Below are 20,344 nucleotides of genomic sequence, written 5' to 3' on the forward strand. Positions count from 1 at the left end.
GTCGCGTCCCGCATGTCCTGGGTGCGTGAAGATCAACTGAAACGCCGGGTTAGAGTCCCGTTCGCCACATCTCCGCGTTTCTTGAGAAGAACTGAGGTTCCCAGGGTGCAGGGCACGATCGACGGGTTCAGCTACGGCATGGTCACACCCCTCGTGGGCTATGTGATGGCCTGCCTGGGCAGCGCACTGGGACTGCGCTGCACCGTGCGGTCGCTGGCGCACGGGCGGACCCGGAAGCCCGGGTGGCTCGCGCTCGGGGCCGCGTCCATCGGGTGCGGGATCTGGACCATGCACTTCATCGCCATGCTGGGCTTCCAGGTGCGCGAGACGCGCATCACGTACGACGGGACGCTGACCTTCCTCAGCCTGCTCGTCGCCGTGCTCGTCGTCGGCGCGGGTGTCTTCACCGTCGGCTACCGGGGCACCCGGCCGCTGCCGCTGGGGGCCGCCGGTCTCTTCACCGGGCTCGGCGTCGCGGGCATGCACTACCTGGGCATGGCCGCCATGCGGATGAACGGCGCCGTGTCGTACGCCCCCGGCGTCGTCGCCCTGTCGATCCTCATCGCCGTCGTCGCCGCGACCGCCGCCCTCTGGGCCGCCGTCTCGGTACGGGGCTTCGCCGCCAGCCTCGGCGCCAGCGTCATCATGGGCGTCGCCGTCACCGGGATGCACTACACCGGCATGGCCGCCATGGACGTCCGGGTCGACCACGGCTCCCACGCCACCATCGCGCCCACCGGCACCACCGCCTTCGACGTGCTGCCGCTGCTCGTCGGGCCGCTGATCTTCCTGGTGTTCGCCGCGGCCGTCGTCATGCTCGACCCGATGCTCATCATGGGCGACGACGAGCCCGGCGCGCGGCCCGTCCAGCGCCTCGACATCGGCGACCTCCAGTCCACCCTGAACGCCGACAACAACTGGGGCGCCCCCGGCCCGTACTCGTCCACGGGACAACAGCAGCAGCCCGGCCGATAGGCGACGCCGAACGGGAAGGCACCGGGACCCGCCCGGTGCCTTCCCGTTCCCGTACGCGCTCCGCACGCGCCCGCGTGCGAACCGCTCAGCTGTCGCCGGTGCGCTCGCCCAGGACCACCGTCGCCGTGGACGTCCTGCCGTCCCGCTCGTAGGTGACCTTCACCGAGTCGCCCGGCTTGTGCGTCCAGATCTCGCTGATCAGCGTGGGACCGCTGTCGATCTGGTGCCCGCCGAAGCCCGTGATCACATCGCCCGCCTTCAGACCGGCCTTCGCCGCCGGGCCGCCGGCGGTGACCGAGGGGGTGCCGCCGGAGCCCTGGGGCGCGATCGTGGCGCCCTCGCCCTTCTCGTTCATCGTGACCGTCGCACCGATCACCGGGTAGACCGGCTTGCCCGTCCTGATCAGCTGCTGGGCCACGTTCTTCGCCTGGTTGACCGGGATCGCGAAGCCGAGGCCGATCGAGCCCGCCTGCGCCTGGCCGAAGCCGCTGCCGGTGGACTGGATCGCCGAGTTGATCCCGATCACCGCGCCGCTCGCGTCGAGCAGCGGGCCGCCCGAGTTGCCCGGGTTGATCGACGCGTCCGTCTGCAGCGCGCTCATGTACGAGTTGCCGCCGCCGTTCCCGTCGCCCGAGGCCACCGGACGGTTCTTGGCGCTGATGATGCCCGTCGTCACCGTGTTGGAAAGGCCGAACGGCGCGCCGATCGCGATCGTCGAGTCGCCGACCGCGACCTTGTCCGAGTCGCCCAGCGGCAGCGGCTTCAGGCCCTTCGGCGCGTTCGTCAGCTTCAGTACGGCCACGTCGTAGCCCTGGGCCCGGCCGACGACCTCGGCGTCGTACCGCTTGCCGTCCGGGAAGGTCACGGAGAGCGTGCCGCCCTCCGCCGCCGACGCCACCACGTGGTTGTTGGTGACGATGTGGCCCTCCTGGTCGTACACGAAGCCGGTGCCCGTACCGCCCTCGCCCTGGGTGCCGCCGGACTTCGCCTGGATGGTGACCACGCTCGGCAGCGCCTGCGCCGCGACCGCCGCGACCGTGCCCGGGTCCCGCTTGAAGGCCGCCGGGGCGTCACCGGAGGAGACCGTCGTCGACCTGGGGCCGTTGTCACCGCGCTCGGCCGCCCAGTAGCCGATGCCGCCGCCGACACCGCCCGCGACGAGCGCCGCGACGAGGACCGCCGCCACGAGGCCGCCGGTCCGCCTGCGCGGTCCCGAGGGGGCCGGGGGACCGGGCGGGAGCGGAGCGCCCCAGGCCGGTACGGCCGGCGGGGGCGGGGGCCAGCCGCCGGCCGCCGCTCCGGCCACCGTGCCCGGCGCCCCCACAGCGACCGGTTCGGGGGCCGGGGCGGCCGGGGCGGGAGCGGGGGCCGGGGAGGGCGCCGCCGCCGGGGGGACCGGGGCCGAGGAGGAGGCCGGGGTCGTCGGCAGGGGACTGGTCCGCTCCCGCTCACCCGCCGGGTGGGCCGGCGGGGGCTGGGTGGGCTGCGGAGGCGTCGGCAGGGGCCGCGTCGGCTCCGCGTCCGGCGGACCCGCGGGGAACGCCTGGGTGGTGACCGGCTCCGGGCCCGACGGGATGGTCCGGGCGTCCGGGTCAGAGGTCGACCGGCTCGCCGGGAACGTCTCCGTGGCCGGGTCAGGGGTCGTCGGGAGGGGCTTGGTCAGGTCCGGGTCCGCCGCCGAGGGGGGCGGCTGAGGGGCGGACGGGGCAGCCTGGTCCGCCGGAACCGCCGTGCCCTCGTTCTCGGTGCTCACAGCTCGCTCTCCTCGTTGACTGCGCGGGGTCGGGTGGGTGGTACCTGCGGGGCCACCTGCTGGCTCCAGGGTGCTGCACCAGCTTTTCCCACAGGACGTCAGGCCACCGTAAGCCGTAGCTGTGCGTCCGCACCCCCACTTTTACATACGGACAGAACGGACAGCCTCCGGGGTGCCCGTCCCGCCCCGCCAATGGCACCATGACGCCGTGACTCACGCACGGCAGCACCCGCCCCGCGTCCCCCTCCAGGTCGTCGCCCACCGTGGAGCATCCGAGGACGCACCGGAACACACCCTGGCCGCCTATGTGAAGGCCATCGAGGACGGCGCCGACGCCCTGGAGTGCGACGTACGCCTCACCGCCGACGGACACCTCGTCTGCGTCCACGACCGGCGCGTGGACCGCACCTCGAACGGCCGCGGGGCCGTCTCCGCCCTCGAACTCGCCGATCTCGCCACGCTCGACTTCGGCACCTGGAAGGGCCGCGAGGACTCCGGGGAGAGCCCCGACCGGCGCGACCCCGGCTCCACCTCCGTCCTCACCCTGGAGCGCCTCCTGGAGCTGGTCTCCGACGCCGGGCGCCGGGTCGAACTGGCCGTCGAGACCAAGCACCCCACCCGCTGGGCGGGCCAGGTCGAGGAGAAGCTGCTCCAGCTCCTCGGCCGGTTCGGGCTCGACGCACCCGCGTCCCCCGAGGAGTCCCCGGTACGGGTCATGAGCTTCTCGGCCCGCTCCCTGCACCGGATCGCCGCCGCCGCGCCGACCCTGCCGACCGTCTCCCTCGCCCAGTTCGTCTCGCCGCGCATGAGGGACGGAAGGCTCCCGGCGGGCGCGCGCATCGCGGGCCCCTCGATCCGGATCGTGCGGCACCACCCCGCCGTGATCCTGCGGCTCCGGAAGGCGGGGCACCAGGTGCACGTGTGGACGGTGGACGAGGAGGAGGACGTGGAGCTCTGCGAGCGCCTCGGGGTGGACGCGATCATCACCAACCGTCCCAAGCAGGTGCTGTCACAGCTGGGCCGCGGCTGACTCCCGCCCCCTTCCCCACCGTCCCCGCGCGCCCCCTCCCGAGGCGCCTCCGTACCCTTCTTCCCCTTGTGCCGCAAGGGGCGGAGCCCGTGCGGGGGTGTGCACCGGCGCGTTCCGTACGTACGCGATCGTCACGAGTGCCTCATCCCACGCGGATTGGCCGGTTTCCGGTCCAGTCCAATGGGGCATCCACACGGTGGCGTGGGGCAAAGGAGGTCTCGGGGGTGGCGTTGGTGGTGGCACAAGAGGTGCCCACGTCGTCGAGCATGGCCGTACCCCATGGCCCTGCGGGCGTGGGAGAAGCGCGGCACCGGATGCGGGACGAGCTGTACCGCAGCGGGGTGTCCGACGCGGTCGTGGACGACGCGGTCCTGATCCTTTCCGAACTGCTCAGCAACGCGTGCCGGTACGGCAGACCGCTGGGGCGGGCGGACCGGGGCGACGGGGACGTACGGGCGGCCTGGCGGGTCGACCGCTCGGGCGGCCTCAGGGTCGAGGTCACCGACGGGGGCGGTCCCACACGACCCGTCCCGTCGACCCCGTCGGTCACCGCACGGGGCGGACGCGGGCTGAACATCATCAGCACGCTGGCACAGGACTGGGGCGTACGGGACAGCGCGAGCGGCGAGGTCACGGTCTGGGTGGTCGTCACCGAAGGGCACCGCCGCGAGGACTTCGCTACGCGCGTCGGCGGCGGCTCGGGCTTCGACTTCCTGGACGCGTACGAGGATCTGGACTGACGGCCCGGACCGGGCGGTCGGACCCGGACGGTCCGGATCAGGCGGCCGGTCATACGGTCGGTCGGTCCGGATCAGGCGGCCGGTCATACGGTCGGTCGGACTGGATCCGGCGGCCGGTCAGTCGGGCGGAGCTGTCCGGACAGAGCGCCGGACAGAGCGGTCCCGACTGGAACAGCGGTCCGGACCGGACGATCTGGACAGCGCTGCCGGACCGAAGCGGTCCAGGCCGAGCGGCCGGGCGCCCCGCGACGGGCGACGGCGACGCGGACCGTACGACGGACCGACCGTGCGACGGACCGACCGACCGCATGCCTGCCGTACGAGATCAGGCATCGTGCGAGCTCCGGCGCCGGGCGAGACCGCGCACCGTGTGCGCTCCGGCGCCGGGCGCCGTACGGCTCCGGTCACCGGCCCGTCCGGGACCGCCCCTCGCCGCCGCCCCCGTGGCGCGGGCGGCGGCCCGCCTGAGAGGTGGCGGTGTCCCGTACGGCTAGGCTCGCGGCCGGAACAGCCACCGCACCGCCGCGATCGGGAGAAAGCCACACCATGGCCAAGAAGCGCCCCCAGACGAAGGCCGGCAAGACCGGCCAGGCACAGGTCACGAGCGGGGAGATCCCGGTCGTCGGCGCGCGGGAGCCGTGTCCGTGCGGTTCGGGCCGCCGGTACAAGGCGTGTCACGGCCGGACCGCCTCGCACGCCGTGACCGAGCTCGTCCAGCGCCCCTTCGAGGGCCTGCCCGGCGAGTGCGACTGGGTCGCGCTGCGCGAGCTGGTGCCCGCCGCGACCGTCCCGCTCACCCTGAAGGACGGCCTGCCGGAGGGCGTCCCGTCCGTGACGCTCGCGACCGTGCTGCCGATGGCGTGGCCCGCGCTGCGCCGCGACGACGGCTCGGTGCTGCTCGCCCTGCAGAACGACTCCACCTCCGGCGACCTCGCCCGCGACCTCGCCGACACGCTCCAGCGCGCCCTGGTCGCCGAGCCGGGCACCCCGGTCCCCGGCCGCCGCGTGCCCGCCGAGGGTCCCCGCCTCCAGGACCTGCTCGACGCGGACGCCGAGTTCGCCCCCGAGGTCCACTCCGGGTTCGAGTTCTGGATCCCGCAGTCCGCCGACGGCGCCGACCCGGAGGTCACCGCCTCCCTGGAGCGGGCCAACGCCGCCGCGATCCCGACCGTCAAGCTGACCGGCGTCGACTCGGCGTACTGGTGCGAGACCCCGGACAAGAACCACCTGCGCTGGGTCATGCCGCACCCGGAGGAGAAGCTCCTCGACGCGCTGGCCCGCCTCCAGGCGGCCGGCGGCACCTCGATCGGCGAGGACACCCGTCTCGTCGGCTCGTTCCGCGCCCACGGTCTGATGGTGCCGGTGTGGGACCTGCCGACGTCGATGACGGCGGAGGAGTGCGAGAAGCCCGCCGCCGAGTTCGCCGAGCGGCTCGCCGGGGCGCTCGCCTCGGACGCCCCGCTGACCGCCGAGGAGCGGCGCGCCCGGGGCGGCCTCACGAACCGTCAGGTCACTCTCAGCTGATACCCCGGGCGGTATCGGTCACTGACAGACCGGCCAGTCGGTGACTTCCGCCACAACACGGCGGTGGCACGGGTAAATCCCTGTCCGAATAACCGAGATCGAATTTGCGAACAGCAGATCTCTTGTTACCGTTCTGGAAGCCCGGTCGCTGGTGCATCCCCCGTCGCCAGCGATCGGGCGTTTCCATGCCCTCTTCCAGCCTCTCCGGCCGGGCACGGACTCAACTCCCTTGGCCGTCCGCCGCGTTGCTGCCCACCCGCAACAGCAGCGGGGTGTTGCCCCCCTCGCCCGCACCGGCGAATTCCGCGACCGCCGTATGGGCCGTCGCCGCACCGCGCCCCCGCTCCCTCGGCGTCTCGCAGCTCCCGGGTTCGTCCTGCGCCGGGACCTCGCAGTGGACCCGCACGGTCCGCCCGCCGGGGGTCATGAGGGTCAGAAACGCGTCGAGATCCTGTCCGGAGGCGTTCCGGTAGTACGTACGCGCCCAGAGGTCGGGCCCCTCCGTCAGCACGCAGGTCTGCGCCTCGACCCCGTCCGGGGAGGCGAGTTCCGGTCCGCAGCGGGTGACCCGCTCCGGCACCTCCGCGACGGAAGCCCCCGAGGCCGCGGCCCCTCCCGGAGCGGAGGAGCCGGAGGAGCCGGAAGAGCCGGGGGAGCCGGGGGAGCCGGGGGACCCGAATGCCTCGGGTGAATCGGGGGAGCCGCTCGTACGGGGGACCAGACCGAGTCCCGTCAGCAGTCCCCCGGGCTTCGCGTCGGCCCCACCGTCCCTGTCAGCCCCACTGGTCCCACCGGACTCGACGGCTTCAGCAGCCCCACCAGTCCAGCCGGCGGCTCCCCTCGCGCTCGTCCGACCGCTCGGTTCGCCCGGTTCGCCCGTCCGGGCCGCCATCGCGACGAGCGGCAGCAGGACGGCGGCCGTGACGGCGGCACCCAGTCCGACCACACGAAGGTTCACCGGGCTCATGCGCTCCACCTGCCCTGCTCGGCCGGAGACCGCGGCCGGAGATCCTGAACGGTGGGGCGAACATAGCGGCGCCCGGCGGTCGTCCCGCCGGGCGCACGCCCGTTTTCCCGGGAAGTCGGCCCCGGACGCACCCGTTCGGGTGAACGCCCCGGGCCCCTCCGGAGCCCTGCCCGATCAGTACGTCAGCCGGCTCCCGCCGCCCGGGGCGCCGGTGCTCGCCTCCACCAGGGCGTCGACCACCGCCTCCACGTCCGGCAGCCACGGCCGGGCCGAGCCCGCGAGCGGGGCGCGTTCCCACCGGACCTGGCCGGTCCCGGTGACCGAGGGCGGCAGCACCAGATAGCCGCCCTCGCTGTGGAACCGCAGCGAACCGGGCACGCTGTCCTTCGCGTACAGCAGCTCCCCGAGCCGTTCGAGCCCGTAGGGGGCGACGAGGATCGACCACCGGGTCGTGGTCGCCACGACCGGGCCGAGGCGCATCCCCGTCGCGTCGAGCGCGGCGAGCGCCCGCGCGCCCGCCATCGCGGGCAGGCTGACCGCGCAGGGCGCGCCGCCGCCGGTGGCCAGGAGCACCGGGGCGTCCGGGCGCGTGGTCCACCACCAGCGGATCATCCGCTCGTCGGTGGTGGCCGCGAGGAGGACCGGTTCGTGGGGGTGGGCGCCCGGCACCACGCAGTCGGCGTCGGGGCAGGCGCAGGACCGGACCGGGGGCGTCAGGGGCACGGGGGCCACAGAGGTCATGGGGGCCACGGGGGCCACCGCCGTCGGGCCGTCCGCCGGGTTCGGTTCCGGGGTCTCGGCGGAAGGGCCGCCGACCGTTCCACCGGGACCGTCCGCGGTGCCCGACGTGCTGGGGGCGCCGCCCGCGGGCTTCGGCGAGCCCGGGGTGCCGCTCGCGCTGCCCGACGGGCAGGGGGCACCTCCCGCGGTGCCCGACGGGCCGGGGGCACTGCCCGTCGTCCGGCCCGCGCCCCGGCCCGCGACCCCGCGCGCGGCCGTGCGGGAGGTCGCTCCCAGACCCGCTCCCGGCAGGACGGGCCAGCCCCATTCGACGCCGAAGGCGACCGCCGCTTCGAGCCGGGCGGTCCTCGCCTTGCGCCGGGACCGGAGCCTGCGTCGCATTCCGAGGATCTCGCGCATGAGCGCTCGTTCCTTTCCGTTGAACGCCGAATCCACATGACACCATGTGCAGGACACTTCACTGTGCGTATCAGCGCGTACCGGGTCGGCGGGGCGCCGGCCCCGTCGATGCGGGGCCGTCCGGGCCGTGTCCAGGTGGACCACGTGGAACCGGGTGGAGCAGGGGTCGGATCCAGGTGGCGCCAGGTCAGAACGAGGTGGAGCCGGGTCAGCACCAGGGGCGGGTCGGAACAGGTTCCCCGCCACTCGGTGACGGGCTGCGGCCTGCGGCATGAAAGACGCCGGGGTCCCGCTTCGCGTTCCGGGACAGCGTCAACTGCCCCTGCCTGTCATCGACTACGTACCCAGCACGCTCAGAATGACGCGCTTTCAAACGACGCCAGTCGACCGCAAAAGGTGCACACTGGGGGCAATTTTCAGCCAAGTTCCCATGGACTTCAACCCCTGTGCACGACCTCACGGACACCACAAGTCCCGGGGGGACAATGCTGGACATCGTTCGTCTTGTGCGTGTACATGTGGATGCATTGAGCGGCTCATGATGACATGGGGGTTTGCGATGCTATGGCGCCAAACGGACCGGTCGGAAAGCCGACTGCCATGAGTGCCCCGCACTCGCCGAAAGTGGCCGGAATCAATTCCACCGTTCCCGGCCCCCCGCACACTACGTCGCCCCTCCCCGGGGTCCCCCCGGCCGCGGCGCCCTCCGATCCGGTCCCGCCGCCCGGCGCGCTGATCCAGGACCGGCTGGCCGCCTGGGTCTCCGACCTCACCACCCTGCACGAACTCACCGAGCGCCTCATCAGGACCTCCTCCCTCGACGAGGCCCTCCGCGAGGTGCTCGACGCGGGCGCCGCCCTCGTCGGGGCCCGCCGCGGCATGGGCGTCCTCGAACCGGCCGACGGACTCGGCCCCACCGCCACCCTCGGCCTCGGCCTCGCCCACGCCGACCTCGGGATCATCGAGACCGTCCCCCGCGCCACCAGCAGCTACGGGCGCCTCCTCGACGGCCTCCCCGACCCCGCCCGCCCCGAACGGGTCCCCGACCCGATCACCATCCGCGACCTGCGCACCGAGGAGGGCCTCGACCCGCGCCACCGCGAGGTCGCCGCCCGGCTCGGCTTCGCCGCCAGCTACGCCCTGCCCCTCGCCACCGAGGAGACCGGACGGCTCGGCGCGGCCGTCTGGTTCTACGACGAGCCCGCCGAACCCGACACCCGCAGACGCCACCTCGTCGGGCTCTACGGGCGCTTCGCCACCGAGCACCTCGCCCGGCTCCTCCAGGTCGAACGGGCCCGCGTCCGGCTCGGCACCGTCGCCGAGGAGCTGCTGCCCAGCCGGCTGCCCCGCGTCCCCGGCGTCCTGCTCGCCGTCCGCCACCACACCGGCCCCCGGGGCGGCGGCGACTGGTACGACGCGCTGCCGCTGCCCGAGGGCGCCCTCGGGCTCTCCGTCGGCTCCGTCACCGGGACCGGCCCCAGCGCGCTCGCCGCCATGGGACGGCTGCGCGCCTCGCTGCGGGCGTACGCGGTGATGGAGGGCGAGGACCCCGTCGCCGTCCTCTCCGACCTGGAACTCCTGCTCAGGCTCACCGAACCCGCACGCTCCGCGACCGCCCTCTTCGCCTACGCCGAACCGGACCGGCGCCGGATCGTCCTCGCCGGGGCCGGGCACGCCCCGCCGCTGATCGTGGGCGAGCGGCGCACCGAGTTCGTCGAGACCTCGCTCTCAGCCCCGCTCGGGATGCTCTCCTGCTGGGAGGCGCCCAGCGTGGAGCTGTCCCCGGCACCCGGAGAAACGGTGCTTCTCTACACCGACGGGCTGCTGCGCCGTACCGGCGAGCCCATGGACCGCGCCTTCGCCCGGCTGCGCGCGGCCGCCGCGAGCGTGCCGAAGGCGGATCGGGACGACCCCGGGGCGCTCGCCGACCACGTCCTGCGGACGCTCCTCCCGGACGGTCTCGACACCGGCGCGGACGGGGAGGACGTGGTCCTGCTCGCCGCCCGCTTCGCCTGACGCCCCCGGTCCGGGCCGTGTCGGAGCAGAACCGGAGAGTGACATTCCGGTAATGGGCCTTCCGGCCCTGGGACCCCTTCCGTACGACCGTACGATGGTGGGGGTTCAGTGTCGTACCAGAGGAGGCAGACCCGTGGCCGAGGAGCTCACGCCGGAGACCCCGGAAGAGACCGAAGAGCAGGCGATCAAGCAGCGGAAGAACGGCCTGTACCCGGGCGTCTCCGACGAGCTGGCCGAGAACATGAAGTCCGGCTGGGCCGACACCGAGCTGCACGGTCTGGAGCCGATCGCCCAGGCCGACCGCACCGCCGAGCGCCGCGCCGCGCTCTCCGCCCGCTTCCCCGGCGAGCGCCTGGTGGTCCCCGCGGGCAACCTGCGGACCCGGTCGAACGACACCGAGTACGCCTTCCGCGCCTCCACCGAGTACGCGTACCTCACCGGCGACCAGACCCCGGACGGCGTCCTCGTCCTGGAGCCGGCCGCCGACGGCCACGAGGCCACCGTCTACCTGCTGCCGCGCTCCGACCGGGAGAACGGCGAGTTCTGGCTCGACGGCCAGGGCGAGCTGTGGGTCGGCCGCCGCCACTCCCTCACCGAGGCCGAGCAGCTCCTCGGTGTCCCCGCGAAGGACGTCCGCGAGCTGGCCGGCGCGCTGCGCGAGGCCACCGGGCCCGTCCGCGCGGTGCGCGGCCACGACGCGGGCATCGAGGCGGCCCTGACCGACAAGGTCACCGCCGAGCGCGACGAGGAGCTCCGCGTCTTCCTCTCCGAGGCCCGTCTGATCAAGGACGCCTTCGAGGTCTCCGAGCTGGAGAAGGCCTGCGCCGCCACCGCCCGTGGCTTCGAGGACGTCGTGAAGGTCCTCGACAAGGCCGAGGCCACCAGCGAGCGCTACATCGAGGGAACGTTCTTCCTGCGCGCCCGCGTCGACGGCAACGACATCGGCTACGGCTCCATCTGCGCCGCCGGTCCCCACGCCACCACCCTGCACTGGGTCCGCAACGACGGCGACGTGCGCTCCGGCGACCTGCTGCTGCTCGACGCGGGCGTGGAGACCACCGAGCTCTACACCGCCGACATCACCCGCACCCTGCCGATCAACGGCCGGTACACCGAGCTCCAGCGCAAGATCTACGACGCCGTGTACGAGGCGCAGGAGGCGGGCATCGCCGCGGTGAAGCCCGGCGCCGCCTACCGCGACTTCCACGACGCCGCCCAGCGCGTCCTCGCCGAGAAGCTCGTCGAGTGGGGCCTCGTCGAGGGCCCGGTCGAGCGCGTCCTGGAGCTCGGTCTCCAGCGCCGCTGGACCCTGCACGGCACCGGCCACATGCTCGGCATGGACGTCCACGACTGCGCCGCCGCGCGCACCGAGGCGTACGTCGAGACCACTCTCGCACCGGGCATGTGCCTGACCGTGGAGCCGGGCCTGTACTTCCAGGCCGACGACCTGACCGTGCCGGAGGAGTACCGGGGCATCGGCGTCCGGATCGAGGACGACATCCTCGTCACCGAGGACGGCAACCGGAACCTCTCGGACGCGCTGCCGCGCCGCTCCGACGAGGTCGAGGCGTGGATGGCCGCGCTGAAGGGCTGATCTCCGCGTACGTTGGATCCGAGGGGCCCCGCCGACCGACCGGCGGGGCCCCTCGCCGTGGTCCGGCGCGCCCTCGCCGTGGTCCGGCGCGCCTTCGTCGTGATCCCACGCGGCCGGTCCGGTCCGGTGCCGTGCCGACCGCCTCGTACGTCCGCCCGGTCCCGTCCGGCTGGTCCCGTCCGGCTGGTCCAGTACGGCCCTCCGGCCGCCCGGTCGCCCGGCCCGCTGCGGCGCCGTCAGGCCAGGAGCAGCGAAGGGCTGTCCTTCCACTTCAGGATCTTGTCGAAGCTGACCACCGCGCCGCCCCGGCCCGAGCGGTTGCCGAAGTGCACATGGTCCGCCAGCTCCGCGATCAGCCGCAGCCCCCGGCCGTGCTCGGCGTCCGCCGGGGCCGCCGGAACCCCGGCGGGTCCCGGTTCCCCGCCCTGGCCGGGGAAACCAGGACCGGAATCCGCCACCTCGATGCGGCAGGTCTCGCCGTCCAGGTACGCCGTCACCCGGTAGGCCCTGCCCCCGGCGCCGCTCCCGTCCGTACCGCCCCCGCCGTGCTCCACCGCGTTGGCGCACGCCTCGGTCAGCGCGACCGACAACTCGTAGGACACGTCGGGGTCGACCCCCGCCGTCTCCATCGTGCCCAGCAGCAGCCGCCTGGCCAACGGCACGCTGGCGGCCTCACGCCGCAGATGGAGTGACCACCAGATGCTCATGCTCCAGCCTCCCGGCAGCGGCTCGACATACCGATACCTATTGCCGGGCGGGACCCTTCGTAAGCGCCGAAAGGCGTCAAGAGCGCTCGTTCGGCGGATGCACCGCACCGGTGAGCCGGTGTATGTCGCCCCGAAGAGCTCCAAGCGCCCCAAGAACGACCTTACGGACCTGCCTCCTGCCGGTGGGGGCCGTGGTGCGATGATGGGCCCGCCATGACTGCCCCCGCACTCGCTCCACGGCTGCTGAGGGCCGCGGTGTTCACCGCGGTCTGTGTCGTGCTGTCCGCGCTCGGGCACGCCCTCGCCGCCTGTGCGGGCATCGCCCTGTGGACGCTCGTGGCGGGCTTCCTCGGGGTCTTCGGGGTCACGGTCCTCTTCACCGGGCGCGAGCGCTCGCTCGGTTTCGTCGTCGCCGCCCTCACCTGCGGACAGCTCGGCCTGCACGTCCTCTTCGGTCTCGGACAGCGCCGGCTCACGCTCGGCCCCGAGGCCGACGACGCCCTCGTCCGGATGGCCGCCCGGTTCGTCTGCGGGGCGGGCGCCGCGGCCCTCGACCCGGCCGACGCCACCCGGATCGTCCGCGACGCCGGGATCGACCCCGCCACCGCGGGAGCGGGCGCCGGGGCCCATCTCGGGCACACGGCCGCCGCCTCCCCCGCCGGGGAACTGGTGCCCGGTCTGCCGATGCTCCTCGGGCACCTGCTCGCCGCCCTCGCCACGGGCTGGCTGCTGCGGCGCGGCGACCGCGCCCTCGTCCGGCTCGTGGAACTCTCCGAGCAGGGCGCCACGGAACTCGCCGAATGCGCCACGGTCCGCTCCCTGCGGGCCGCGCTCCGGCTCGTACGGACCCTGCTGCGCGGTCTGTCGGTCACCCCGGCCGCGGGTCCGGCGCGGGCCGTCCGCACCGCCTTCGACTCCTCGCCGCCGCCGGTGGCCGAGGCCCTCCAGCACACGGTGATCAGGCGCGGCCCCCCGGCCGCCGACTGCGTCCTCGCAGCCTGACGTCTGCGTCCCGGCAGCCTGACACCGTCCCACCGCGACCGCTCGGCACGAGCGCGACCGCGATCGTCCGCACGCCCGTGGAGGCTTCCGCCTCCGCCCGGCGCGCCGGGCGCCACCCCTTCTCTCCTCGCTGGAGTGTTTCCGCCATGACCGTTCTCCGCGCCTCCTCCGTTTCCCGGGTCTCCGCCTCCCGCGCCTCCGGCCCCCGGATCTCCGCCTCCCGGGCCGCCCTCGCCGGTGGCATCGCCCTCTCCTCCGTCGTGCTGCTGTCCGGCCCGGCGTTCGCCCATGTGAGCGTGCAGCCGCAGGGCGAGGCCGCCAAGGGCGGTTACGCGACCGTCAACATCAAGGTCCCGAACGAGCGCGACGACGCCTCCACCGTGAAGCTGGAGGTCAGCTTCCCGCTCGACCACCCCCTGGCCTCCGTCATGCCGCAGCCCGTCCCCGGCTGGAAGGCCGAGGTGACCAGGAGCAAGCTCAGCAAGCCGCTGGAGCTGCACGGCAAGAAGATCAACGAGGCCGTGTCCAAGGTGACCTGGACCGCCGACGGTTCGAAGATCGGCCCCGGCCAGTTCCAGCAGTTCCCGCTCTCCCTCGGCCAGCTGCCCGAGGACGCCGACCAGCTCGTCCTCAAGGCGATCCAGACGTACGACAACAAGGAGGTCGTGCGCTGGATCGAGGAGCAGAAGGAGGGCGCGGAGGAGCCGCAGAGCCCCGCCCCCGTCCTGAAGCTCTCCGCCGCCTCCGAGGACCACCACGGCGGCGCCGCCCCGTCCGCGTCCGCCGGCGCGGACAAGAAGGACGGCCACGACGGCAAGGCCGGTCACGGCGCCGAGGAGACGGCCGCCGCCGACTCCTCCGACACCACGGCCCGGATCCTGGGCGTCATCGGCATCCTCGTCGGTGTGGCCGGTGCCGCCTTCGGCGTCCTCGCCGGTCGCCGCCGCTCGGCCTGACGGCCGCCCCTCATCCCGAACACCCGGAAAGAAGCGGAAAGAACCAGCATGTCCGCAGAGAAGACATCCACCCCGAAGTCCGGTGACGCCGACGGGGCCGCCCGCCCCGGCCGCCGCACCCCGCTGATCGTCGCCGCGGTCGCGATCGTCGCGGCGATCGGCGTCACCGCGGCGGTCGGCCTCGGCGGCGACGGCGACAAGGCGCCCGGCGCGGGCCCCGGCTCGGTCGCCGTGGTCTCCGGCGGCTCCGACTCCACCAAGGCGGCCACCGTCCTGGACCGGCCGTTCACCAAGCCCGACCTGGTCCTCACCGACACCGAGGGCAAGCCGTACGACCTGCGGGAGCGGACCAAGGGCAAGCCGACGCTGATCTACTTCGGCTACACCCACTGCCCCGACGTCTGCCCCATGACGATGAGCAACATCGCCATCGCCATGAAGAAGCTCCCCCCGGCCGACCAGGAGAAGCTCCAGGTCGTCTTCGTCACCACCGACCCCGAGCGGGACACCCCGGCCTCCCTCGCCAAGTGGCTCCCGGCCGCGGGCGACGCTTCCTTCACCGGTCTCACCGGCGACTTCTCCACCATCCAGGCGGGTGCCCGCCAGATCGGCATCGGCATCGATCCGCCGAAGAAGCTGCCGGGCAACAAGGTCGTCTCCATGCACGGGGCCCAGGTGGTCGCCTTCTCGCCCACCACCGACCAGGGCTACGTCCTGTACGGCGAGGACACCTCCATCGACGACTACGCCAAGGACCTGCCGAAGCTCATCAAGGGGGAGAACCCGTGATCCGCCGCACCACCACCCTGTCCGCCGCCGTGGCGCTCGCCGCCGCTCTCGCGCTGACCGGGTGCTCGTCCTCGTCCGACGGCTCCGACGGCGCCTCCGGCGGCAAGCCGAAGCTGGAGGTCAGCGGCGCGTTCATGCCCCAGCCCGTGATGGACATGGCCGGCGGCTTCCTCACCGTCAAGAACACGGGCGCCACCGCCGACAAGCTGACGTCGGTCACCAGCCCCATCTCGGACGACGTCACGATCCACGAGACCAAGAACCAGAAGATGCTGGAGGTGAAGTCCTTCGACATCCCCGCGAACGGCGAACTGAAGCTCTCCCGTGGTGGCAACCACATCATGTTCATGGAGCTGAAGCAGCGGCCCAAGCAGGGCGAGAAGGTCAGCATCGAGCTCCACTTCGAGAAGTCCGACCCCATCAAGGTCGACCTTCCCGTCGAATCCGCCGGCCACAACCCGCAGCAGCACTGAGCGAGTTGACGTGGTTCAGACAGAACTGACGGAGTGACCCAGAGATGACAACCACCGCCCCGCGCCTCGGCACCGCCCTGGCCCGGCTGCTGATCCTGGCGGCCGCGCTCCTCGGCACGCTGCTCGCCGGCGCCGCCCCCGCGTCCGCGCACGCGGCGCTGACCGGAAGCGACCCGAAGGACGGGGCGGTGGTCGCCACCGCGCCCAAGGAGGTCAACCTGACCTTCTCCGAGCAGGTCGCCATGAGCACCGACTCGATCCGGGTCCTCGACCCGGCGGGCCGCCGGGCCGACACCGGCGAGATACGCGACCTGTGCAGCGGCGCCATCGTCCGATACGGAGTGGGGCTCCGCGCGGGCCTGCCCGACGGCACCTACACCGTGGCCTGGCAGACCGTCTCCGCCGACAGCCACCCCATCTCCGGCGCCTTCACCTTCTCCATCGGCGCCCCCTCCACCACCTCCGTCGCCCTGCCCGACCGGTCGGCGGGCGGCGGGATCGTCGGGACCCTCTACGGTCTCGCCCGCTACCTCTCCTACGCCGGTTTCGCCGTCCTCGTCGGCGGCGGAGCCTTCGTCCTGGCCTGCTGGCCGCGCGGCGCGAGCGTCCGGCCGGTCCAGCAGACCGTCGTACGGGGCTGGCTCACCCTCACCGGCGCCACGCTCGTCATGCTGCTGCTGCGCAATCCCTACACCGGCTCCGGCGAACTCTCCGACGCCTTCGACCTGGCCGGTCTGAAGACCGTCCTGGAGACCAAGACCGGGGCCGCGCTCACCTCCCGGCTGCTGCTGCTCGGCGCGGCCGCGCTCTTCGTGGCGGTCCTCTTCGGCTCCTACGCCCGGCGCACCGACCCGAAGGAGAAGAAGGACCTCTCCTTCGGCCTGGCCCTCGGCGGCACGGTCGTCGCGGCGGGCATCGCCGGCACCTGGGCGCTGGCCGAGCATGCCTCGACCGGCATCCAGCCCGGCATCGCCATGCCGGTCGACATCCTGCACCTGCTCGCGGTCGCCGCCTGGTTCGGCGGTCTGACCGTGCTTCTGGTCTCCCTCTACCGCACGCCGTACGTCGACCGCTCGGCGGTCGAACGGTTCTCCCGGGTCGCCTTCGGCGCCGTGCTGGTGCTCGCGGCCACCGGGCTCTACCAGTCCTGGCGCCAGGTCGGCTCCTGGTCCGCGCTCACCGGGACCCGTTACGGGCAGCTGCTGCTCGTCAAGATCGGTCTGGTGTGCGTGCTCATCGGCATCGCCTGGATCTCGCGCCGCTGGACCCGCCGCCTGGCCGACGCCAAGCCCACCGGGGAAGCACCCCATGAGGCCGACGAGACCGGTGAAGCCGGTGAAGCCGGTACGGCCGAGGGCTCCGGGGAGACCCAGGAAACAACCGAGAAGACCGCCGACGGCACGACGGCGGACGCGGGCGGCCCCGCGACGGACGAAGCCGCCACCGATCCCGAGCGGGCCGCGCAGCTCGCCCGGCAGCGGGTCGCCGTCGCCACCGCGCGGCGCAAGCGCGAGCGGGACGCCGACCCCGAGCGGGCCGGACTGCGCCGCTCGGTGCTCACCGAGGCGGCCGTCGCCGTCGTCCTCCTCGCCGTGACCACCGTGCTCACCTCGACCGAACCCGGCCGCACCGAGGAGGAGGCCGCGCGCGGCGGCAACGCCTCCTCCGGCCCCGCCGCCGTGCCCGACCGGCCCGTCGACATCCGGCTGCCCTTCGACACCGGCGGCGCCGAGGGCAAGGGCATCGTCCGGCTCAGCCTCGACCCCGGCCGCACCGGCGCCAACGCGCTCCACCTCTACGTCGAGCGCCCCAACGGCAAGCCGCTCGACGTCCCCGAGGTCAAGGTCGCCCTCACCCTGGAAGCGAAGGACATCGGCCCGCTGCCCGTCGCCCCCGACCGCATCCAGACCGGACACTGGAGCGCGAGCGGCGTGCAGATCCCGATCTCCGGCGACTGGCGGATCCAGGTGACCGTCCGTACCTCCGAGATCGACCAGACCACCGTCGAGAAGAACGTGAAGATCGGCTGACCCGTGACCGAGAACGACAACCTTGAGATCTCCCGGCGGCGGCTGCTGGGCACCGTCGGCGCGGCGGGCGCGGCCGGACTCGTCATCGGTGCGGCCGGTGGCGTCGGGATCTCCGCGTCCGGGCCGGACGACGACACGGGCGCCAACGGCCCCGGCGGCTCCCCGGCGCTGACCTCCGTCGGGGCGACCGAGGTGATGTTTCACGGGAAACATCAGGCGGGCATCACCACACCGCTCCAGTCCCGGGGCCATCTGGTCGCCTTCGACCTGGCGCCGGGCGCCGGGCGCAAGGAGGCCGTCGCCCTGCTGCGCCGCTGGTCGGCGACGGCGAAGGCGCTGATGGCGGGGAAGGCCCCGACCGGGGACACCGGGATCGCCCTCGACGCGGGCCCGTCCTCCCTCACGGTCACCTTCGGCTTCGGCCGGACGTTCTTCGATCGCACCGGGCTCGTCTCCCGACGGCCCGGTGCCCTCGACCCGCTGCCCGCCTTCTCCGCCGACGCCCTGGACCCCCGGCGCTCGGAGGGCGATCTGTGGGTGCAGATCGGTGCCGATGACGCCCTGGTCGCCTTCCACGCGCTGCGTGCCGTCCAGAAGGACGCGGGCGAAGCCGCCCGGGTCCGCTGGCAGATGAACGGCTTCAACCGCTCGGCCGGGGCCACCCCGAAGCCGATGACCGCCCGGAACCTGATGGGTCAGGTCGACGGCACCGCCAACCCGAAGCCCACCGACCCCGACTTCGACCGGCGGATCTTCGTGCCGACCGGAGCGGGCGGGGCCACCGGGGCCGAGGAGTGGATGGCCGGGGGCTCGTACGCGGTGGTGCGCCGCATCCGCATGCTCCTCGACGACTGGGAGAAGCTGCCGCTCGACGGGCAGGAGAAGGTGATCGGGCGCCGGAAGTCCGACGGGGCCCCGCTCACCGGAGGCTCCGAGACCACCGCGCTGGACCTGAACAAGTTCGGTCCCGACGGACAGCTCGTCATCCCGGACAACGCCCACTCCCGGATCTCCGCCCCCGAACAGAACGGCGGGGCGGCGATGCTGCGCAGGCCGTTCTCCTTCCATGACGGCATCGGTCCGGACGGGGCGCCGGACGCCGGGCTCCTCTTCGTCTGCTGGCAGGCGGACCCGCTCAGGGGCTTCGTCCCCGTACAGCGCAAGCTCGACCGGGGCGACGCCCTGTCCGCGTTCATCCGCCACGAGTCCAGTGGCCTCTTCGCGGTCCCCGGCGGCCCCGCCCAGGGCGAGTACGTGGGGCAGCGCCTCCTGGAGTCCTGAGCGTCCCGGGCCCATTAGGGTGACGGTATGTCCGCCACCCGGTACACGTATCTCGGCCCCGAGGGCACCTTCACCGAGGCCGCGCTGCGTACGCTGCCCGAGGCCGCGACACGGGAACTCGTCCCCATGGTCTCGGTCCCGGCCGCGCTCGACGCCGTACGGAACGGGGAGGCCGCCGCCGCGCTCGTACCGATCGAGAACTCGGTCGAGGGCGGGGTGACGTCCACCCTCGACGAGCTGGCCTCCGGCCGGCCGCTGATGATCTACCGCGAGGTGCTGCTGCCGATCGCCTTCGCCCTGCTCGTACGGCCGGGGACCAAGCTCTCGGACATCAAGACCGTCACCGGTCATCCGGTGGCGCAGCCGCAGGTGCGGAACTGGCTGCGGGCGCATCTGCCCACGGCCGTGTGGGAGTCGGCCGCGTCCAACGCGGACGGCGCGCGGCTGGTGCAGGAGGGCCGGTTCGACGCGGCCTTCGCGGGCGAGTTCGCGGCGGCGACGTACGGCCTCGAAGCGCTGGTGACGGAGATCCACGACGCTCAGAACGCCGAGACGCGCTTCGTGCTGGTGGGCAGGCCCGCCCGTCCGGCGGCTCCGACCGGCGCGGACAAGACCTCGGTGGTGCTGTGGCAGGGTGACGATCACGCGGGTGCCCTCCTCGAACTGCTCCAGGAATTCGCGGTGCGCGGGGTGAACCTGATGCTGATCCAGTCCCGGCCCACGGGGGCGGGGATCGGGAACTACTGCTTCGCCGTGGACGCCGAGGGCCATATCTCGGACCGCCGGGTGAGCGAGGCGCTGATGGGGCTGAAGCGGATCTGCCCCCAGGTGCGCTTCCTCGGCTCGTACCCGAGGGCGGGGGTCTCGGTCGAGCAGGTGCCGCCGCTGCGGCGCGGTACGTCGGACGAGGAGTTCACCGCGGCCTCCGACTGGTTGGCGAGGGCCCAGGACGGTCGGGCTTGATCCGATGATGGACGAACGCTCCCGAAGGCGGGAGCGTTCGTCCACAGGTGCGAACCACTAGTCCTACCTGCGTATTTTCAGTTACCCGCAGCAGTTATCCACAGGCCCCGCCTTCAACCTGGGGACAAGTCGACAGCTCACCCCGACAAGGTCGACAAATCGCCCTAGCCACATCCATGGCAGGGGCATCTGTCCACAGCCCCTCACGCGCGCCTTCGTCAGCACTCCTCATCACGCCAACTCGTTGGAGCGAGGAGTTCCCACCCGAATGAGTGGCTCAATGGCGTTTGATCACGGAATTCCCAGGCCCGGAGCGGGAAATCCCCATGATGTTCTCCGCCATCCACAGATCTTCCGCACAGCCTGTGGATAACTAAATGCATCAGCCAGGGTCCCGGCATTTC

General features: G+C 73.0%; 17 protein-coding genes. 13 read left to right on the forward strand and 4 right to left on the reverse strand.

Going from position 1 to position 20,344, the window contains the following annotated elements:
• Positions 1 to 105: 105 nt before the first annotated feature.
• Positions 106 to 975 carry an MHYT domain-containing protein gene (locus tag ACIRQY_RS13790; protein WP_351783118.1) on the forward strand — a complete coding sequence of 290 codons (870 nt, stop codon included), beginning with the start codon at positions 106 to 108 and terminating at the stop codon, positions 973 to 975.
• 85 nt (positions 976 to 1,060) lie between these two features.
• On the opposite strand, the gene ACIRQY_RS13795 is transcribed toward ACIRQY_RS13790, so the two are convergent.
• Entirely contained in the window at positions 1,061 to 2,728 is a 1,668-nt protein-coding gene (locus tag ACIRQY_RS13795) for a S1C family serine protease (RefSeq protein ID WP_403924961.1), read from the reverse strand.
• A 208-nt stretch (positions 2,729 to 2,936) separates the two neighbouring features.
• Here ACIRQY_RS13795 and ACIRQY_RS13800 point away from each other — a divergent pair, with 208 nt between their 5' ends.
• From ACIRQY_RS13800 to ACIRQY_RS13810, 3 genes are all read left to right on the forward strand, one after another.
• On the forward strand, positions 2,937 to 3,758 hold the full coding sequence (locus ACIRQY_RS13800) for a glycerophosphodiester phosphodiesterase (protein ID WP_351783123.1): 822 nt from the start codon (positions 2,937 to 2,939) through the stop codon (positions 3,756 to 3,758).
• A gap of 137 nt (positions 3,759 to 3,895) precedes the next feature.
• Entirely contained in the window at positions 3,896 to 4,498 is a 603-nt protein-coding gene (locus tag ACIRQY_RS13805; RefSeq protein WP_403924964.1) for an ATP-binding protein, read from the forward strand.
• Between the two features lie 546 nt (positions 4,499 to 5,044).
• The gene (locus tag ACIRQY_RS13810; protein ID WP_351783129.1) at positions 5,045 to 6,022 is read left to right on the forward strand and encodes a DUF5926 family protein; all 978 of its coding nucleotides are present in this window, start codon (positions 5,045 to 5,047) and stop codon (positions 6,020 to 6,022) included.
• A gap of 220 nt (positions 6,023 to 6,242) precedes the next feature.
• Here the strand turns inward: ACIRQY_RS13810 and ACIRQY_RS13815 are convergent, their stop codons facing one another.
• Both ACIRQY_RS13815 and ACIRQY_RS13820 read right to left on the reverse strand, forming a co-directional pair.
• On the reverse strand, positions 6,243 to 6,989 hold the full coding sequence (locus ACIRQY_RS13815; RefSeq protein ID WP_403924967.1) for a hypothetical protein: 747 nt from the start codon (positions 6,987 to 6,989) through the stop codon (positions 6,243 to 6,245).
• Between the two features lie 174 nt (positions 6,990 to 7,163).
• Positions 7,164 to 7,730: a bifunctional DNA primase/polymerase gene (locus tag ACIRQY_RS13820; protein WP_403925350.1), complete on the reverse strand. Its 567-nt coding sequence runs from the start codon at positions 7,728 to 7,730 to the stop codon at positions 7,164 to 7,166.
• A gap of 963 nt (positions 7,731 to 8,693) precedes the next feature.
• Between ACIRQY_RS13820 and ACIRQY_RS13825 the strand changes: the two genes are divergently transcribed.
• On the forward strand, positions 8,694 to 10,145 hold the full coding sequence (locus ACIRQY_RS13825) for a PP2C family protein-serine/threonine phosphatase (protein WP_403924970.1): 1,452 nt from the start codon (positions 8,694 to 8,696) through the stop codon (positions 10,143 to 10,145).
• 133 nt (positions 10,146 to 10,278) lie between these two features.
• The gene (locus ACIRQY_RS13830) at positions 10,279 to 11,739 is read left to right on the forward strand and encodes an aminopeptidase P family protein (RefSeq protein WP_351783138.1); all 1,461 of its coding nucleotides are present in this window, start codon (positions 10,279 to 10,281) and stop codon (positions 11,737 to 11,739) included.
• A gap of 236 nt (positions 11,740 to 11,975) precedes the next feature.
• On the opposite strand, the gene ACIRQY_RS13835 is transcribed toward ACIRQY_RS13830, so the two are convergent.
• Positions 11,976 to 12,446 (reverse strand): ATP-binding protein, encoded by a 471-nt coding sequence (locus tag ACIRQY_RS13835; RefSeq protein WP_351783141.1) that lies wholly within the window; start codon positions 12,444 to 12,446, stop codon positions 11,976 to 11,978.
• A gap of 213 nt (positions 12,447 to 12,659) precedes the next feature.
• Between ACIRQY_RS13835 and ACIRQY_RS13840 the strand changes: the two genes are divergently transcribed.
• The 7 genes from ACIRQY_RS13840 to pheA all read left to right on the forward strand — a co-directional run bounded on the left by ACIRQY_RS13840 (position 12,660) and on the right by pheA (position 19,940).
• Complete coding sequence (locus ACIRQY_RS13840) at positions 12,660 to 13,448, forward strand: hypothetical protein (protein ID WP_403924974.1); 789 nt, start codon at positions 12,660 to 12,662, stop codon at positions 13,446 to 13,448.
• A 209-nt stretch (positions 13,449 to 13,657) separates the two neighbouring features.
• Positions 13,658 to 14,404 carry a YcnI family protein gene (locus ACIRQY_RS13845; RefSeq protein WP_403925353.1) on the forward strand — a complete coding sequence of 249 codons (747 nt, stop codon included), beginning with the start codon at positions 13,658 to 13,660 and terminating at the stop codon, positions 14,402 to 14,404.
• A gap of 48 nt (positions 14,405 to 14,452) precedes the next feature.
• Positions 14,453 to 15,193 carry an SCO family protein gene (locus tag ACIRQY_RS13850; protein WP_403924976.1) on the forward strand — a complete coding sequence of 247 codons (741 nt, stop codon included), beginning with the start codon at positions 14,453 to 14,455 and terminating at the stop codon, positions 15,191 to 15,193.
• Entirely contained in the window at positions 15,190 to 15,666 is a 477-nt protein-coding gene (locus tag ACIRQY_RS13855) for a copper chaperone PCu(A)C (RefSeq protein ID WP_403924979.1), read from the forward strand. The genes ACIRQY_RS13850 and ACIRQY_RS13855 overlap by 4 nt, the downstream gene beginning before the upstream one ends.
• A gap of 44 nt (positions 15,667 to 15,710) precedes the next feature.
• Positions 15,711 to 17,696, forward strand: a complete 1,986-nt coding sequence (locus tag ACIRQY_RS13860; protein WP_403924982.1) for a copper resistance CopC/CopD family protein — start codon at positions 15,711 to 15,713, stop codon at positions 17,694 to 17,696.
• Between the two features lie 3 nt (positions 17,697 to 17,699).
• A complete protein-coding gene (gene efeB / locus ACIRQY_RS13865; protein ID WP_403924985.1) occupies positions 17,700 to 18,977 on the forward strand; it encodes an iron uptake transporter deferrochelatase/peroxidase subunit in 1,278 nt (425 codons plus the stop codon).
• A gap of 27 nt (positions 18,978 to 19,004) precedes the next feature.
• Positions 19,005 to 19,940: a prephenate dehydratase gene (gene pheA, locus ACIRQY_RS13870; RefSeq protein WP_351783159.1), complete on the forward strand. Its 936-nt coding sequence runs from the start codon at positions 19,005 to 19,007 to the stop codon at positions 19,938 to 19,940.
• Positions 19,941 to 20,344 lie beyond the last annotated feature (404 nt).

The organism is Streptomyces sp. NPDC101490, from assembly GCF_044767145.1.
Lineage (GTDB): Bacteria > Actinomycetota > Actinomycetes > Streptomycetales > Streptomycetaceae > Streptomyces.